The 17,116-nt window shown below is 51.0% G+C and carries 14 protein-coding genes; 2 read left to right on the top strand and 12 right to left on the bottom strand.

The genetic code is table 11. The features are described 5' to 3' along the window. Window positions 1–270: 270 nt before the first annotated feature. On the top strand, window positions 271–1,860 hold the full coding sequence (locus tag HY774_29805) for a protein kinase (GenBank protein MBI4752705.1): 1,590 nt from the start codon (window positions 271–273) through the stop codon (window positions 1,858–1,860). A gap of 107 nt (window positions 1,861–1,967) precedes the next feature. Here HY774_29805 and HY774_29800 read toward each other — a convergent pair whose 3' ends face one another. The 11 genes from HY774_29800 to HY774_29750 form a co-directional block, all read right to left on the bottom strand. Then, on the bottom strand, window positions 1,968–2,486 hold the full coding sequence (locus HY774_29800) for a hypothetical protein (protein ID MBI4752704.1): 519 nt from the start codon (window positions 2,484–2,486) through the stop codon (window positions 1,968–1,970). Between the two features lie 568 nt (window positions 2,487–3,054). After that, window positions 3,055–3,381, bottom strand: a complete 327-nt coding sequence (locus HY774_29795) for a hypothetical protein (protein ID MBI4752703.1) — start codon at window positions 3,379–3,381, stop codon at window positions 3,055–3,057. Window positions 3,382–3,405: 24 nt separating this feature from the next. After that, window positions 3,406–3,867, bottom strand: a complete 462-nt coding sequence (locus HY774_29790) for a hypothetical protein (GenBank protein ID MBI4752702.1) — start codon at window positions 3,865–3,867, stop codon at window positions 3,406–3,408. 320 nt (window positions 3,868–4,187) lie between these two features. Further along, complete coding sequence (locus HY774_29785; protein ID MBI4752701.1) at window positions 4,188–4,601, bottom strand: hypothetical protein; 414 nt, start codon at window positions 4,599–4,601, stop codon at window positions 4,188–4,190. A gap of 5 nt (window positions 4,602–4,606) precedes the next feature. Then, window positions 4,607–5,242 (bottom strand): hypothetical protein, encoded by a 636-nt coding sequence (locus tag HY774_29780; GenBank protein ID MBI4752700.1) that lies wholly within the window; start codon window positions 5,240–5,242, stop codon window positions 4,607–4,609. A gap of 20 nt (window positions 5,243–5,262) precedes the next feature. Then, window positions 5,263–5,862, bottom strand: a complete 600-nt coding sequence (locus HY774_29775) for a hypothetical protein (GenBank protein MBI4752699.1) — start codon at window positions 5,860–5,862, stop codon at window positions 5,263–5,265. A 301-nt stretch (window positions 5,863–6,163) separates the two neighbouring features. Continuing rightward, window positions 6,164–8,035 (bottom strand): TolC family protein, encoded by a 1,872-nt coding sequence (locus HY774_29770; protein MBI4752698.1) that lies wholly within the window; start codon window positions 8,033–8,035, stop codon window positions 6,164–6,166. Window positions 8,036–8,148: 113 nt separating this feature from the next. Beyond that, on the bottom strand, window positions 8,149–11,289 hold the full coding sequence (locus tag HY774_29765) for an efflux RND transporter permease subunit (GenBank protein MBI4752697.1): 3,141 nt from the start codon (window positions 11,287–11,289) through the stop codon (window positions 8,149–8,151). A gap of 189 nt (window positions 11,290–11,478) precedes the next feature. Beyond that, window positions 11,479–12,246 (bottom strand): SDR family NAD(P)-dependent oxidoreductase, encoded by a 768-nt coding sequence (locus HY774_29760; protein ID MBI4752696.1) that lies wholly within the window; start codon window positions 12,244–12,246, stop codon window positions 11,479–11,481. Between the two features lie 122 nt (window positions 12,247–12,368). After that, window positions 12,369–13,598 carry an efflux RND transporter periplasmic adaptor subunit gene (locus HY774_29755; GenBank protein ID MBI4752695.1) on the bottom strand — a complete coding sequence of 410 codons (1,230 nt, stop codon included), beginning with the start codon at window positions 13,596–13,598 and terminating at the stop codon, window positions 12,369–12,371. A 9-nt stretch (window positions 13,599–13,607) separates the two neighbouring features. Beyond that, a complete protein-coding gene (locus HY774_29750; GenBank protein ID MBI4752694.1) occupies window positions 13,608–14,330 on the bottom strand; it encodes a TetR/AcrR family transcriptional regulator in 723 nt (240 codons plus the stop codon). Window positions 14,331–14,687: 357 nt separating this feature from the next. On the opposite strand from HY774_29750, the gene HY774_29745 reads away from it, so the two are divergent. Next, a complete protein-coding gene (locus HY774_29745; protein ID MBI4752693.1) occupies window positions 14,688–16,661 on the top strand; it encodes a DEAD/DEAH box helicase family protein in 1,974 nt (657 codons plus the stop codon). Between the two features lie 90 nt (window positions 16,662–16,751). Here HY774_29745 and HY774_29740 read toward each other — a convergent pair whose 3' ends face one another. Further along, on the bottom strand, window positions 16,752–16,964 hold the full coding sequence (locus HY774_29740) for a hypothetical protein (GenBank protein MBI4752692.1): 213 nt from the start codon (window positions 16,962–16,964) through the stop codon (window positions 16,752–16,754). Between the last annotated feature and the right edge of the window lie 152 nt (window positions 16,965–17,116).

The raw sequence follows: 17,116 nt of genomic DNA, 5'->3' as shown, positions 1-17,116 counted from the left end.
GGCTGAGGGTTGAAGACATTGGCGCCAGGGCTTAGAGTTTAAAAACAACAAGATTGAAATGTTTTTCACGCCCAGGGTCTTCAGCCCCAGACCCATATATGCATCAAGCGAAGGATTTTAGGCCCGTAGGGTCGTCGTGTAATAGCCGTGGTGCGAAGCCCACGGTCCCGCAAGGGCGACGTCAAAAAGGGACGGGTCCTTCGCTTGCCGTGCATGGGGACTTCAGCCCCAAGTCCCAAGTTTTCAGCCCGACTTCCGGAGGAACGGTTCATGAACCGCCCCAAAGTACTCATTGTGGATGACGATCCGCAAAACCTCACCATCCTGGTGGATTTGTTTGAACATTACCACGCCCATTTTGAAGTGTATCAGGCACTAAATGGGAATCTGGCGCTCAAAATTGCCCAATCCAGAGTGCCTGATGTCATTATCACGGATTGGGAAATGCCGGAAATGGATGGAATTGAGTTCATTCGTCGGTTAAAGGCCAGCTCCAAAACGATGGATATTCCGGTGATTATGTGTACCGGGGTGATGACTTCGTCAGTCAACCTCAAGACGGCGTTGGAAGTCGGTGCCGTTGACTACATTCGCAAACCCGTTGATCCGATTGAACTTGAAGCACGTGTTGGGACGGTGCTCAAACTGGCGGATTCGCTGCGGACAATTCGCAAGAAGAATCAGGAACTTGAGGCCGCTCATGTGCAGGCCGACCGGATTTTCTCGGCTTTTGCCCAGGTGCTGCCAGGCAAAATACTGGATCGAAAATACCGACTTGAAGAAAAAATTGGCGCCGGAGGCTTTGGTGTGGTTTTTCGCGGAACCCACCTCCAACTCAATCGTCCAATTGCGGTCAAAATTTTCAAGCCCTACCCAGGAAATGATTCCGCCAAAGCCATTGAGCGGTTTCGACGCGAAGGGATTTCAGCTACCCGGCTCAACCACCCCAACGCCATCCAGATCCTGGATTCAGGCATTTCAAGTGACGGTATCCTGTACCTGATTATGGAGTTGCTGCACGGGGTTTCGCTTCGTCAGGCGCTGCAAGAAGCCGGAAAATTGTCGCCGATTCGGTGTCGTGACATCATCATTCCAGTGTGTGACGTGCTGGTCCACGTGCATGAATTGGGAATGGTCCATCGTGACATCAAGCCGGACAATGTGTTTCTCCATCAGACGCCGGGCGGAGAAGTGGTCAAAGTTCTGGATTTTGGGATTGCCAAGCTGCTGGCAGACGAGACCAAAGGGGATCTTCCACATTTAACGGTCACGGGTTCTGTTGTCGGAACTCCGGCCTACACGGCACCCGAACGGATCAAAGCCGAAAAGTATGATGGCCGGTCAGATGTATTTAGTGCGGGCGTGATGCTCTATGAAATGTTGAGCGGAAAATCGCCCTTTCACGGTGATATCTCCAATTTTGCTGAATTTCTGGTCAGTCGGCTGCAGAAAGACCCGATTCCATTACACGAGCAACTTCCAAATGTTCTGCCTGAGATCGAACAGGTTGTAATGCGTGCCATCAGCCGGAAACCAGATGACCGTCCAACGGCCCATGAGTTTGCTGAAGCCTATTCCAAAGTCGTGGCGCAGTACATTGGGCAGGTTAATTCTGGAACGAGTGTGCTCAATCCAGCCGTGCTGTCTGTGATGGAAACCCATGCCATCCAACTTCCTGACACCGGTGAACCTGCCACTCCTGGAACTGACCTGACCCCGGCGGCAAAAAGCATGTTTCATTCCAACCCGACCATTGGCGAACCGTCCATTGATATGCTGCCAACCGTGGCTCATTTCCGACCCGCACCGACTGACCCGCCCGGCACCGCCGAAAGGGAAGCCATGAAGAATGAAGAATGAAGAATTGAGAATGAAGAATTTGGATGATCTTCAGGTTTTGGTCCTTCGATCTTTGTTCTTTAAGTCCTTTCAGTCTTGTAAGTCCTTTGATTTTGGCTCAATCAACCTCAACGCTGGTCATTGTGGACCTGAGGTTTGTCGAGTACCAGCCAGTGATTGAGTTCATCATAGCCCTGGACAACAGCACTCATCTGCTGTTTGGCCCAAATCCCCTTGGGGTTGGTGGAGGCTTTGCAGGCAGCGTAATTTGCCACCCCGAGTGTACTGCTATCACCAAGGTCAACAATCACTCCTTGCGGGAAGAACGCAGCAATCGATCCCTGGACCTGGGTATCAATTGGGTAGGCCCGTTTTATAACCGCCCAGCGACCTGCATTGTGCATCAGGTGTTTGGCCCACACGGCATCAAATTCTTCTGGTGAAATCGCGGTTATTTCCTCAATCCCATCATAGTCAATGGCACCCTCCGCGAGGATCAAGCCCCAACGCGGGTAACAAATGTTGGAGCCTAAAAACAGATCTCCGTTCACTGTAACTTCACGCATCGCCCGCCGGTTGCTGACTTCAACATAGCGCGTGCCCTGGCCAATGAGACTTTCTTCGTCGGTGTATTTGTAGTAGTTCATAGGAAAATAGCCTGACTGTCCTGGAGGCTCCCCCAATGGATATCTAAAATGATCGAAAAAAATCCTGGAGTGCCTTCAATACTTTGAGGTTTCCAGGATGATAACTTCGGAGTGAATACCCACCCTTGTTTACCCACCCGTACTGGGTATCTTCAAACCAAACAAGCTTTTCTGAGAACAGGGGAAGTATCTGGGAATATTGCTCAATTTCATTTTCCCTAAAGATACCCGTTGCTTTCCGTTCCTTTAGGAACATGAGTTGTGCAAATGCAAGATCATCTGCAACTGTAACCGGTGAATATTTTTCGAGTAGCAAAGGAAAATAAACTTGATCAAATGTGGCTTCCCACTGATTTTGAGAATATTGGGTGAGCAAAATATCAACCGGGAGGTTAGCTGTATTTAATTCTTCCTGGTCAAAGTTTGATTATTGATTTAACCCGAAGTGCTGAAGCCACATCAATGGGAATTCAAGAGTATCTTCTGATTGAGCATAGTAGCCCGACCAAAAGACTTTGTTTGATAGAATTTCATTCCACCTGATATTCATACTTATCCAGATTGACTTTCATTCAGATTCTGAATGGTTTGTTCGAAGGTCTGATTCAACGACCCTGGCCACAATGTCGTTGACGGATACCCACCCGTTTTCTTTTCCAAGGTTGTTTCCAATCAGGATTTGCTCTTCCTGAATGGCTTTGACCAGATGCAGCAGGTAGTTTTCTTTCCAGCGAACCAAAACCACATCACCGACCGCAACTTCTGTTCCTGTAACTGGTTCGAGCGTGACGAGCTGACCGCTTTCAATTCGGCCTCGCATGGAACCACCTTGTGGACGGATTTGAACCGTGTTTCCAGCTTTGAGTTCTTTGAGTGCGTCTGTAACCCAACCCATTGGATTGATTGCCTTTCAATCTGCTTATTCAGGTATTAACAACTCTACAACATCAAATTTCCCTTGAATGGCCGCCAGCGTCGCCATCAAAATTCTGAGGTTTTCCGATTCCCAATCAAGCGCCAGACACTCAAGCAGGAGCGGCGGGGTTGCTTCAATTGCTTGCCGGTACGCTTCTTCCAGATCGTGCGGAATTGGTGCATTGTTTCGCTGGCGATTGCCTTCAACCAGACAAACCGCCAGCATAAACATGGGCCGTTCCTGGGGTTTTCGAAGTTTGGCAACCTCGATCACGTGTGGAATCGCAGCAAATGAAGCCGAGGGAACCTGCCCTCCAGCGCACAGTGAACCAAGGAAATCAGCCCACTCACCCGATGAAATATTTGGCGCCTCCGCCCATAACCGCCGAAGGAAATCTTGAGTGGAGTAAAAGGTGTCATAGGCATTGTCTAATTCGTTCCACCGTGGGTTGTCGAGTTCAAGCATTTTTCCCTCAAATTTCTATCATGGAACAATCTTGTGGGCCTGACTATCCCCGCCCGGATGGGCGCTGGAGAGTAGCCGGTGGTCGCGCTGCTTTGAGCGCTACCACCGGATCTGTTCAGTCTCGTCTTGCGCCCGGATGGGCGCTGGACGATATGTTTGATTCAGGTTCAAGATTGACGCAGAGGTTTTAGTCCAGCGCCCATCCGGGCGCGAAATTGTCTGTTCTTGGATTCCGGAGGGTGCGCCTCAAAGCAGGCTTCCCTCCGGCTACTTTCCACCGCCCATCCGGGCGAGAACCGCTCTTGACCTAAAAGAGATTCTCAAACGAAATCATTTCTCAGATAGCACAAAATGTACCCCGAAGGCACGATGTCGCCTGTTTGCACCGCAGCTTGAAACGTGGCTTCAAAGGCTTGAACTGACGCCAATCCGTATCTTGCCACCTGTCCATTTACAAATCCCAGAAGCCGATTACAGGTGAAACCGTCAATTTGCCCTTCGTCGCCAAAATCGAAGTCCACTTTCCCAGATGGCAAATAAACCGCACAGCCAAACCCGTGCTTAAAATATGGCACGCCCCCTGACAGTTCCCCAATTTCGGGAATGTCAACTCCAACCCAGGCAGTGGAGCTTGTTGGTCTGGCAATACCTGACGCTTCAAGGAGTGTGACGGCTGTTCGAACTGCATTCTGGTAGTCTCGAATAAGAGTGAAAAGGTTTTGAATGTTATTCATTGGGTTTACCATTTTGAAGTTAGGGCAATCCATTGCAAGGCATACTGTTCGGCGGTTTCTTCACGGTGTCGGGCATTGGCTTTACTCAACAGCTTTGGGTCCTGGTGGTGACCAATTTCGTGCCCCAGTAAACCATTCAGATAAAAATCGCGGAGTGGTTCGCTGTCCCATCGCAAAAACCAGCCGCCGTCCTGGTGAATCAACTCAGTTGTCCAACGAGCATAACTTCGCAGGATTTTCGTGCTGGGACGGTGCGGTCCAAATCGCAACAGCATGTCTTTTGGCCAGGGATAAAGAACAATTACATACACGCCGCTTCCAGCAATGTACTCAGCCAGCGGACGTCGAAAGTTGAGAAGTGCCTTCTTTTTAAGGCGTTTGAACCAAAGGTGAGTGATTCCGTGGGTGTCTGATTTCGGGAATTTTTTGAGGCATGCCAGCATTTCCTGAGCGGTAACCGGAAAAAAGAAATCGCGCGATGGGTTTTCTTCAATCAACAGCGGCAGGTTGTCACCAGCCACAGGAGGCCGAAGTGGATGTTCCCGGTTGATAATCCAGTCTTCGATTTTTGGCCATTTTCGACCACCAGCCACATCTCCGAGTTTTCGGTTCTTTCGCCAGGTGGTCAATTTGCGGTTCATAAATTTACCCTTTTCAAAATCTAACCCATCACCTCCAGGTCAAAACTCTCAACCCAGTCCTGGAGCAACGTGCGATAGGCTGGTTCATCGGCAAAAAAAGCCGCCAGCCAGTTGGCTCTCCCCAAACGCCAGGAAAAGTATTTAGGATGGATAATTCGGTTCGCTTCAACCTGTTCTGCAATCAGCCAATATCTGACCCAGGTTGCCTGTTTGGCTGAGACCTCCGTTTTTCCATGAACCAGGGTTTCAATGACCCGTTTAAACCCTTCCCGATGTTTGAGTGAATCATAGGGTTCTTTGAAGTAGTTCCAGGCGAACCTGACCAGGCGAAAGTCTGAAGTCCGCTTGATTTGCTCTCCAAGAGGAAGCGTTCCCCATTTGGTCAACTTTTGGCGGCGGTTGAAAAAGCCTTTGTCAAATCTGGCTTCACCGGCTTCAAGATCATCACCGGCAATGGTTTGATGGGTTAGCTGGTTTAAGGCATGCCGCACTTTGCGGGTGGCAATTTTCTTCTTCTGTGGCCATTGGCGACGGAAGGCATGCGGATATTCAGCCAACACATAGCGGTCTCTGACCAGGGAAAGATGCTTCTTTTCAACCGGATTCTTGATCTTGCTCATGTTTAGGGAGCGCTACGCGACAATTCCACGGTGACAATCACCGTTGGCCAAAAAGCTTGTTTAAGCTTGCAAAGAAAGACGTTCACCGTGCTGCAACGCGTAACGTTGTGACACCCTACTGAGGCTGGCTTTAAATTTCAACTCAAAATCTTGATTTTTGGAGTAAAAAATAGTTGAAGATCGTGATAGGTGAACTGATTGGAAGAATGATGGCAGAAAACAAAGGGGCTGAAGAAAATGGGGGAAGTCCCCAAATTCTTCAGCCCGAATTCTTCAGCCCGATGTCTTCAACCCGATAACCTTATGGTTTGTCAGATGTCTGGCCGCCAGTATCAGCGGTAGAAGGTTGGATTTCCTGAGCTGGACTCACCTGTAACCGGTTAGCTGAGAGCGTGATAGACATCACCCGCTGTAATTCGGCCACAGCTTTGTTGTAGTCGGTCATGGCACGTAATTCGCGACCACGGGCTTCGGAAAGCGCTTTTTGACGGTCAAGCACCAGAAAAGTCGTTGATTCACCGACTTCGAAACGACGTTTTTCGCTGGCGAGTTGGGATTCCGAGGCTTTGAGCGATGCCCGGGCCGCCTGGACCCGCTTGGAAGCGGTTTGAACCGACTGCAGCGCATCTCGAACTTCTGATTCGATTTGGGATTCCTGTTTGATTTGCTGAACTTCGGTGAGCCGGGTTTGGGCCTGTGAGCGTCCCAAATCGGCTTTGGCGGCGCGATTTTGCCACGGAAAGGTAAACTGAACCCCAACCCGCACATCCCGGAAATTGCGTGAAAACAGGTTTCCAAGGCTTTGTCCCAATCCGCCGGAGAAAAAGTCTGGAATTTGACCTGATGGTGGAATCACCACCGGGGTAACCCCAAGCTGCGAAGATAACAAATTCACCCGTTCCAGAATCGCCGCGTTGAACCCCCCGCTAAACGGATTCCGCGGTGGAAGCACGGTGCCAGCCAACCCGGCCAGGGAATAACTGGCGATCAGGTCAACCTGTGGTTTGAGCTGGTTTTTAAAGTAGTCGGTTTCGATTTTGTTTAACTCGCCCTGAAACCGGAACTGTTCCATTTCGGGTCGGTTCTTGAGCGCGGTTTCAACTGCGTCGGTGACGGTAAAACTGATCGGCTCCAGTTGAATTTTCTCGGTTGGAGACACCGCTTCATTCCACATTGGGTCAGTTCGATTTTCCAAAATCAGCTTTTTGAGAGCATTTTCAGCCCGGGTAAGCTGTTCGAGCGAAATCAGAACATCTTCCTGGCGCTGTTCCAACTGGGCTTCAACCGAAACAATTTCAACCGGCGCCAATGTACCAGCATCTACAAAACGTTTGTTTTGTTCAAGTTGGGTGCGAGCCAGATTAACGGCTTCTTCCTTGATTTCGACATCCCGTTTGGCAAAGACCAGATCCCAGTAGGCACGCTGAACATTGGCAATGATATCAATCACACGCTGCCGAAACTGGGAATCAGAAATATCGAGCCGTTTTTTGGTCAGCAACGTTTGGCGCTGCGCACTGTCGAGTTTGAAGTTTTTTAGAAGCGGCTGAGTGAATGTGGCACTCAGTTGTGAATTGTACGTGGGATTTAACGCTGTAAACGCGTTGTCTGTCGAGGTACGACCATTATTGAAATCAACCGAGAGCGTCCCACCTGATTTAAATAACTGTTTAAAATTGAGCGTCTGGTTAAAGGTGTCGGTTGTGACCGCGCCCGAATCACCAGCACCTCCGATTAACGATGCGGTCGGCACGGCTTTGGTCTCATAAAAAAATGACGACGAAAGAAACAAATCATAGGCGCCACGCGACCGGGCGAAATCATAATTCGCCTGCTGCACCGCCACCCGCTGGATTTCAATGTCCGGATTTTTGGCCAGCGCCATCAAAATCGCGTTTTGCAAACTCAACCCCATTGAACGACCTGGGGTCACGCCGATACGCGGTTCATTTTCAGCCTGTTTGCGTGCGAGTTCGGCGGCGTCGCTTGATTGGGATTGCGGCGAAGGATCTGATGCGGGCGCTGGTGACTGAACCACAATGCCTGTTCCTGGTTGATGGGCGGCCAGATCCTGCGCCATCAACGGGGAGTGTGGAACCAAAAGTGATATCCCAAGACCAAAAACAGCAGTTGCTGTCCGTAATGCCCGGCGGGAAGATGATGGGTGAGACATGCCAAATGACTCCTTTTACTCAGGGCCTGAACGCGTGATTGCGTAGTTTATTGATTCAGGCCCTCGATTCAAACCGCGATACAATAGTTAAACGAACGATTAAAACGATTGTTTTAATCATCTGTATGAACCAGCTTTTTGTCAAACATTCCGCGCACCCTGTCACTCATTCCTTCGAATTGAGTCACCAGGTTGGTCCAGGAAAAGACCTGAACCAGCGTGTCAAAGGTGGCATAGAGCACCGGTGTCGCGAGCAACGTCAAGAGCAAACATAACGACTGGCCGCCAATGACAATGATGGCCACGGAGCGCAGCGCACCTGACCCGGCCCCCTGGCCAACTGCCATTGGAATTAACCCGGCCACCAGCGCCAGAGTGGTCATCAAAATTGGGCGCAACCGATCTTGACAACCAGCAACGATGGCTTCAAAGCGTGGCATCCCCTCAGCCCGCAACGTGTTGATATGGTCAATTTGGAGAATCGAGTTTTTCTTCACCACCCCGAACAACATCAAAATTCCCAGCGCTGAAAAAATGTTGAGCGTCTGGCCAAATGGCACGAGCGAAAGCAAGGCAAAGGGAATTGCCATGGGCAGACTGAGCAGGATGGTCACCGGGTGCAGAAAGCTTTCAAACTGCGCCGCCAAAATCATGTACATAAAAACAAAGGACAAAATGAACGCCAGCGCGAAATTTTGCGCGGCACGTCCCAGTTCACGGCTTCGGCCTTGTGGCGCCGCCGTGTATTGAGGCCCGAGGTTGAGTTCTTTGATTTTCTTTTCGATTTCGGTCAGCACCACCGATTGGGACTGGCCCAGTTGAAGGTTTGCCGTGACCGTGACCTGCCGCTGCCGGTTATAACGATTGATTTGCGCTGGTCCCGTCCCGTCCAGCATCGCGACCACGTTGCTCAGGGGAACATTCCCCAGTTTTGACGACGGAACGTAGGTTCTCAGCAAAGCAACTGAACTATCCCGATCCGCCGGCTCGACCCGAAGTCGGATGTCATACCGGTCATCGCCTTCGCGATAGCTTGAAACCACTTCGCCCGCCACCATGGTGCGCAAGGCTGAAGCAATCGAAGCCACGTTGACGCCTAAATCCGAAGCCTTTGGACGATTGATAATGGCCCGCATTTCGGGTTTGCCAACTTCAAGGTTGGAATCAACGTCCACCACACCCTTGATGTTACGCATATAGCCCATCAGGTTGGCCGAGGCGGCGGTCAGGGTTTCAATTTCAGGTCCCCGAATGACATATTGCACATCGGCATTGGTTTGTCCCCCACCGGTAATCGCCGCCGGATTCTGGATTTGAATCCCGATGTCGGAAAACTTCGCCAGGGTTTTGCGGGCAAGGTCCATCAATTTCGGCTGCGATTCCTTGCGTTCGGAAATCGGTTTGAGTTCAACCGAAAGCGTTGCCCGGGTAACCCGCCGCTGCTCATCACCCCCAATTGTGGAAAGCACGTGGATGACGTGCGGAATCTTTTTGATTTCCTCTTCAATCTGGGTGATGCGTTCCTGGGCCGACACCAGCGAGTTTCCTTCCGGGAGCTTGACCAGGACTTCAAAGCGGCTCTGGTCATCCTGCGGCAAGAAATCCTTCCCAATGATCTGAAACACCGGCACCACTGAGACCACCACCACCACCGACACCACAATCACCAGGATCGGGTGCTTGAGTGAAAATTTCAGCATTGAGGTATAGCTGCGGTCAATCATGCCATATAAACCGCCGCTGCGTGATTTGGCTGGTTCGCCCTCGTGTTTGTGTTCAGCTTTCAGAAATCGCGAACACAGCATCGGGGTCAGGGTAAAGCTGACCAGCATTGAGACCAGAATGGCAAAGGCTGAAGTAAACCCAAAGGAGGACATAAAGCGGCCCACGATACCGCCCATAAAAGCGACCGGCAAAAAGATGATCACCAGTGACAGCGTGGTCGCCAGAACCGCCAGGCCGATGTCAGCGGTCGCTTCTTTCGCGGCCTCCATCGGAGACATATTTTTTTCTTCCACAAACCGGAAGATGTTTTCCAGCACCACCACCGCGTCATCAATCACAATTCCGACCGAAAGCGTCAACGCGAGCATCGTCATCCGGTTGAGCGTAAAGCCCATGGCATACATCAAGGCAAATGTGGAAATGATCGAAACTGGAATGGCAATCGCCGAAATGATGGTTGAGCGCCAGTTGCCCAAAAAGACCAGAACCACAATTGCTGCTAAAATTCCGCCCAGAACAAGGTGCTCTTGAACTGAATGAAAAGCTTCGGTGATGAAAATAGACTGGTCCTGGGCGATTTGAATGCGATAGTCCGGCGGCAAAATGGCCTGAATGGTGGCCAGTCGTTCCTTGATGTGTTCGACCACGGCCACGGTGTTGGTGCCGGATTGTTTTCGAATCAGCAGCACCACGGCTTGCTGGCCATCGAGTCGGGCCAGGGAGCGGGGTTCTTCGATGCCATCTTCAACATACCCGACATCTTTGACATAGATCGGAAGCCCATCACGGGAACCCAGAATAATGTTGTTAAAATCGCTGACCTGGGTGATTCGACCAAGTGTTCTGAGAATGACTTCGTGCTGGCCCTGGTCAATCCGGCCACCTGGAATTTCAACATTTTGGGCCCCAAGCGCCTGTTTAATGGCGTCTATACTCAGGTTGTACGAAGCCACTTTCTGCGCATCGAGCACCACCTGGATTTCACGCTTGCGGTCGCCAATGAAAATGACCTGTCCGACACCACTCAATGATTCCAGGTTTTGCTTAATCATTTTGTCAGCCGTGTCGGTGATTTCACGTGGACTCCGATTGGCCGAAATCGCCAGCGATAACACGGGCTGTGCGTCAGGATCGAGTTTTTCAATCACGGGCGGGTCCACATCAGTCGGCAGGTCGCCGACGATTCGCCCGACCCGGTCACGGACATCCTGAGCGGCTTCATCCACGTCGCGTTCCAGCGCAAACGTGACAAACACCTGAGATACCCCTTCGGCTGAAACTGACCGCAATTCATCAATACCGCTGATGGTGTTGACGGCTTCTTCGACTTTCTTGCTGATTTGGGATTCAACTTCTTCAGGTGAAGCCCCATCAAGCCGGGTGGTAATGGTCACCGTCGGCAAATCAACTTTGGGGAATAAATCCACACCGAGCCGAAAGTAGGCAAAGGCCCCAATCACAAATAATGACGTGACCAGCATGGTTGCAAAGACCGGACGACGAATACAAATTTCAGCAAGTTTTTGCATAGAACTCGAATGCTTTCGTTCAATTGAGATTCATGGCTAAGGGTTCGGGGTTCGGGGTTCAGAGTTCGGGGTTCGGGGTTCGGGGTTCGGGGAAAACTTATCTCCTCTGAAAATGGTATCAGGTGATTTTTTGCCATTTTCAAATCATTTTTCCCGATACCCCAAACCCTGAACCCTGAACCCCGAACCCTAAGAACGTTCCGTATAGGCTTGGCGGCCCTGGTCGCTGCCAATGATTCGGTCCACCAGCCAGGGAGCTAGTTTTCCAAAATACATCAACAGGCGATAGACCCACGGCACTACAATTTTTCGTCGTGGCCGACGAATGGCACTGAGAATGGCATTCACAACGGCTTCAGGCCCTGGCATGGGGATTTTTAATCCGCTGGTCATCGGGGTTTGGATAAAACCGGGAGCAATGAGCACCACATCAATGTTGTCCTGCCAGAGTTCGCGCCGGAGGGCATCGTTAAACCCGCGCAATCCAAACTTGGTGGCCGAATAGATTCCCAGCGTGGCGACTTCCCCAGCCACAGAGCCAACATTGATGATCAGGCCGGTTCCCTGGCGTCGCATTTGAGGAATTGCCGCCCGGGCGCAGCGTGCGGGGCCCAGCAGGTTGACGGCGACGGTATTTTCGAGCGCGACATCCGACATATCCGCCAGAGGTTTTCCACCACCGATTCCAGCGTTATTGATCAAAATATCAACCCGGCCATAGGCCGCCAGGGTTTTTTCAAAGAGCGTCTGAATATCAGCATAGCGGCTGATGTCAGTCGGAATTGCCAGCGCCCGCCCGCCTTCGCGTACAATCTCATCAGCCAGCCGGGTCAGATCATCCACCCGCCGAGCAGCCAGGACCACCACGGCACCCTGTCGAGCCAGTTCACGAGCCGCCGCCGCCCCAATCCCACTCGAAGCCCCGGTCATGACCACAATACTATCTTTCAGTTTCATGCGCCTTCCCTCCACCAATTAAACAGAAAAGAGCATTTTTCACTATTTTACCTCTTCGCTTTTTCGAGAGGCTAAATTATTGAAGAATTTGTATTTCCCTGAACCCTGAACCCTACATGGTATTATTTCGTTGCCACTGCCACGCCATTTGAAAGCTGGCTGAGGTTTGAAACGGCAACCGGTTCGTCTTTTTTCACGCCTTCGGTAATTTCGATCATATCGCCATCACGCAACCCCAGTTTTACCTGTCGTTCAACGACCTTATCTTGCTGGACAACAAAGACTTTGTTGAGACCAGCAATTGAGGTCACGGATGCCACCGGCACCAAAACGACCGGAATTTTATTGGTGGTTTTGACAAACACCTTGGCAAACATACCCGGTTTGAGCATGTCTTCATTATTTTCAGCCGTGGCTTCAACCATTAACAATCGGGATTGAGCATTTAAATCCGGGCTAATTCGCGAAACCTGGGCTTTGAAAGTTCGCCCAGGGTAAGTATCCACCGTAAAATCCACGCCGACACCGGGTTTGACAAATGAAACGCCAACTTCGGGAATTCCAGCCTGGAGCCGGAGCGGATTTGAGCGAACAATGGTTGCAATTGACCGGTTGCCGCCCATTTCGCTGATATATTCACCGCGTGAGGTGAGTTTTTGGCTGACAGTGCCGGAGATAGGTGAGGTAATGGTCGAATCGTTCAAATTCTTTCGAGCCAGTTGAACTTCGGCACTCCGTTGATCAATGGTTGCCAACTGGTTGCGAATGTTGTCGCGGGCCGCGTCATAGCGGGCAAGTGCCGTTCGGTGGTTGATCTCGACCGTGTCCCAGCGGTCCTGGGAAACGTCGCCCGATTCAATCAACTTGCGGGTGCGTTCCATTTTCAGTTTGGTTTCATCAAGCGACGCTTTGGCCTGTTTTACTTCCGGCGCCTGTTCGATATCAAAGTTTGGGTTTGGCGCTGTAAGTCCAATTTTGGCACAGGCTTGCTGGAGGGCGGCTTCGGCCTGTTTGAGTTTGAGTTCATACTCCTGGGGTGAAATCCGGGCAATGACCTGACCCGCTTTGACGAAACTTCCCAGGTCAATATTCATTTCAGAGACTTCGCCGCGAACCTGGCTACTGACGGTAACCTCGTCATCCGCAACAAGCTGGCCGACGGTCTCGATATTGCGTTCGATCAGTCGTTCAATGGCGGTGGCGGTTCTGATTTCAACTGGGCCGGCTGGGGTGGCTGGGGCGCCGTTGTTGCCCGGTGCGGCTTCGGCATTGGTATTTTTTCGCGAACACCCCGCTGACGCGAGCGCTATCAAAAGGAGAAAGAGGGAGGAGAGCTTGACGATGCGGGTCATGGGTGTGTTTTATCCTTTCGGTTCAACCTGAGTTTTCTTTCGGCTTCGGGCTTGAACGGCTGGTGACGGAGTCGTAATCCCATTGAGAAATAAATTGGTAAACCCTTCGGCGAGGTGCCGACTATCTGGACGCTCAGCCGTTTTGCGTTCAAATAACTGTTCGGTCAGTGATTGGTGGATGGCCATTCCCATAAAGGACCGGGCAGCCAGCAGTGGGTCAACAGCCTGAAAATCACCATCTTCAATTCGCTGCCGGATGTACCCACACAAAAAGGAATAGACTTCCTGAACGTGGGTTTCAAAAAACATCTCGGATAATTCGTGACCTTCCAACCCACTAAACAGCATCAGCCGCATAAAGGTGTTGTCTTGACGGTGGCGTTCGATGATGCGCTGGGCGAGGGTCTGGAAGAAGGCGCGGTCGTCTTTACGACTGGCAAGATCACGCATGAGGCGCCAGAAAGCGTCTTCTTCGTTTTCGATGGATTTTTCATCCAGGATCGCCGCATAGAGTTCCTGTTTGGTGGCAAAGTGGCGAAAGATAATGGCTTCGCTGATGCCGGCCTGGCCAGCGATTTCCTTGGTGGTGGTGCCGGTAAACCCTTTTTGCGCAAAGAGTCGCATTGCGACGCGGGCGATTTGACGTCGCCGGTTTTCAGCCGACATGCGTTTTCCGGGGGCTGCCACCAGCGGTTGATCTGGGAGCGGGTTGTTTGAAGGCAAGGTTGTCATAGGTGGTGAGGATCTCCGAAACCGAGTTTCGGCTACGATAACAAAGTAAGTACTTACAAACAACGCCGGATACCTGAAATCACTGTAAAATGTTCCTGGAACTTCAGAATTTACTTGCAGGATTACGCCGTAATGGGTTAAAACCAGATATATTGTGGTCATTTCAAAGTGATACACATCTAATAGATGTTCTGATCTCTTCGCTTCACTGGTATTCATTTCTTTTCCCAACCGTCAGCCGCACGCAACAACCAGATCAGAAGTCCTCCGGCTTCGCTTCACAATCTGACACTGGGGTATCTCCATACACTCAATGGTGATGACGAACTCTTTTGATTACAGATAGTTAGAAAAAAAATGGACGAATTTCGAAAAACATCTGGGATACCGCTCCCAGAATCCCAATCCGCGGTGGCGATCCTGCGAGCCCGCCGGGATGCCGAACTGGCCAGCTTTTTTTTCTTCAGTCCGGCCAAAATCCTTGGAAATGCCACCCTGCGCGAACCGCAGGAAGAAGCTTATTTTGCCCTGCGACGGTATTTCAGCCACGCCCAAAAATTGCCGGCCATGGTTGAAATTCCCACCGGGTGCGGGAAAACCGGCATTATCTGTATTGCTCCGTTTCGGATTGCCCGTGGCCGGGTGTTGATTGTGGCGCCAAATATCACGGTTCGCGATACCCTGGTCCGGTCGATTTCCTGGGCGGAAAACACAAGTTTTTCCGAACGCGGCAACTTTTACTTAAAGTGCAAGATCTTTTCGACCCCATCCGAACTGCCAAAAGTAACCGTGCTCGAACGTGGTCGGACAAGCCTCGAAGATTGCCTGCGAGCCGACATTGTGGTGGCCAATATCCAGCAACTGGTCGGCTGGCTCGATGTGTTTGACGAGCGATTTTTTGATTTCATCATTGTTGACGAAGCCCACCACGTTCCGGCTGAATCGTGGCAAAAGGTTGCGCTGTCCTTTCCAGCGGCCAAAAATGTGTATCTCACCGCCACGCCGTTTCGCAGCGATAGCCAGCCGATTCGTGCCCGTTCGATTTATCAATACCAGCTTTCACGCGCCATCCAAAACGAGTACATCAAAAACGTTGTCCGCGTGGATGCCGTCGCTTCGCGGTTAACTTTTACGCTCGAAGGTTTGACCCGTGAGTTTTCGTTCGATGAAATTGCAAAGCTGCGCGAAGAATTCTGGTTTTCCAAAGGTGTGGCTCTCTCCGAAGTTTGTAATCAAACCATTGTCGCCCACAGCATCGCACTGTTAAATGAAAAGCGGCAGGATCAGATTTTTCACCAATTGATTGCCGCTGCGTGCTCCATTCGTCATGCCCAACAACTGGTGGCCCTGTATTGCACCGCTGGACTCCGGGCGACGTATGTGGCCAGCCAGGGAATGACTCGTGAAGAGCGCGACGCCCGGCTCAAAGCGTATGAAGGCGGGGATTTTGACTGCATGGTTCAGGTGGGCATCCTGGGTGAAGGATACGACCATCCAAATGTATCAGTCGCCGCAGTGTTTCGACCCTACCGCTCGCTTTCTCCTTATGCCCAGTTCGTGGGGCGAACACTGCGCCGCATTGACCACGGCAACGGCAGCGATAACCTGGCTCACATCGTCGGTCACGTCGGCCTCAACCTCGAACCGCTCTGGATTGAATTCAAACGCGAGACCCGAAAACAGGGACATTTTCGACATTCAGCCGAACCACAGCCCGAACGCGAATCGTTAGACGAAGCAACTGAAACAGACGACGCAAACCTGCCCACAATCATTGATCAAGAAATTGCCGGATTGGATATTGATATTTTTCTCCCAACCCTGAGCGTTCAAACCGGCTATCGGGAAGTTACCGGAGGTGAAGTTATGGCCATTCTCACGACATTGACCCACGCGGCATCCGAAACCGATGTTCCACAGATTAAGAACGTTCGAACCCAATCATCTGGAGATGAACCTGACGTGGTCCCGCACATTCTTGAGTTGCGACCCGATTTGGAGCGCGCCAAACTTCGCCAGCGGCTCAATCAGGAAATCCGTCGTGCGGCAGGGTTTATCCTCTATGAACTGGGTCTGGAAGATGATGGGAGTCTGGCCGCGGTGCTGGGGGAACACGGTGAACAAACCAATTATGAAGTCATCATCCGGGCCCTGAATCGTGAAATCAACCACGCGCTCCACAAGGATGAAGATCATTCCCATCGCGAAGACTGGTTACAAGAGGAACTCGAAGCCGCCTTTGCCCAAACCAGATCGTTGCGCGATATGTTGCTGTTTAAGATTCGGCTGGTAACGAACGCGCACCGTCAGAAGAAACACAGAAAGGTTTAAACCAAACCACTGAGGAAGACCAGTTTGTAATACCAATTTGCATCGAAATCCGTGTATTAGAAAACAGTCAAACGATTCAACCAAATAAACTTAGCGAACTGATGGCCCTTGACGACAAGCTGATATGATTTCCTGTCTGAACGGATAGAAATCCTGCCTTATCACCACCTGTCCCGCCATGTCGATAATCACCCGCGTCGAGCCTAACCGGGTCACCTGTCCATTGACGATTTTCTTGATGCGTTTGCCTTCGCCATCATAAAAGTAGTTCGTCGTGACCCCGTTGACGGTCGCTGTCAGCATCCGGTTCTCCGCATGAACTGGTTGCGAGTTTTGAAAATTGATCTAAACCTTTGTTTTGTATATGTTAGAAGATATGAGAACTCGAGTCTCAACATACCAAAACAAAGGAGTAGATCGATGGACGTATCATCGCATAACCCCCAACCGACGCC

The sequence above is a fragment of the Acidobacteriota bacterium genome, from assembly GCA_016208495.1.
Classification (GTDB): domain Bacteria; phylum Acidobacteriota; class Blastocatellia; order Chloracidobacteriales; family Chloracidobacteriaceae; genus JACQXX01.
Note: the sequence above shows the minus strand (reverse complement) of the source record. Positions and strands in the feature narration are given on the sequence as shown.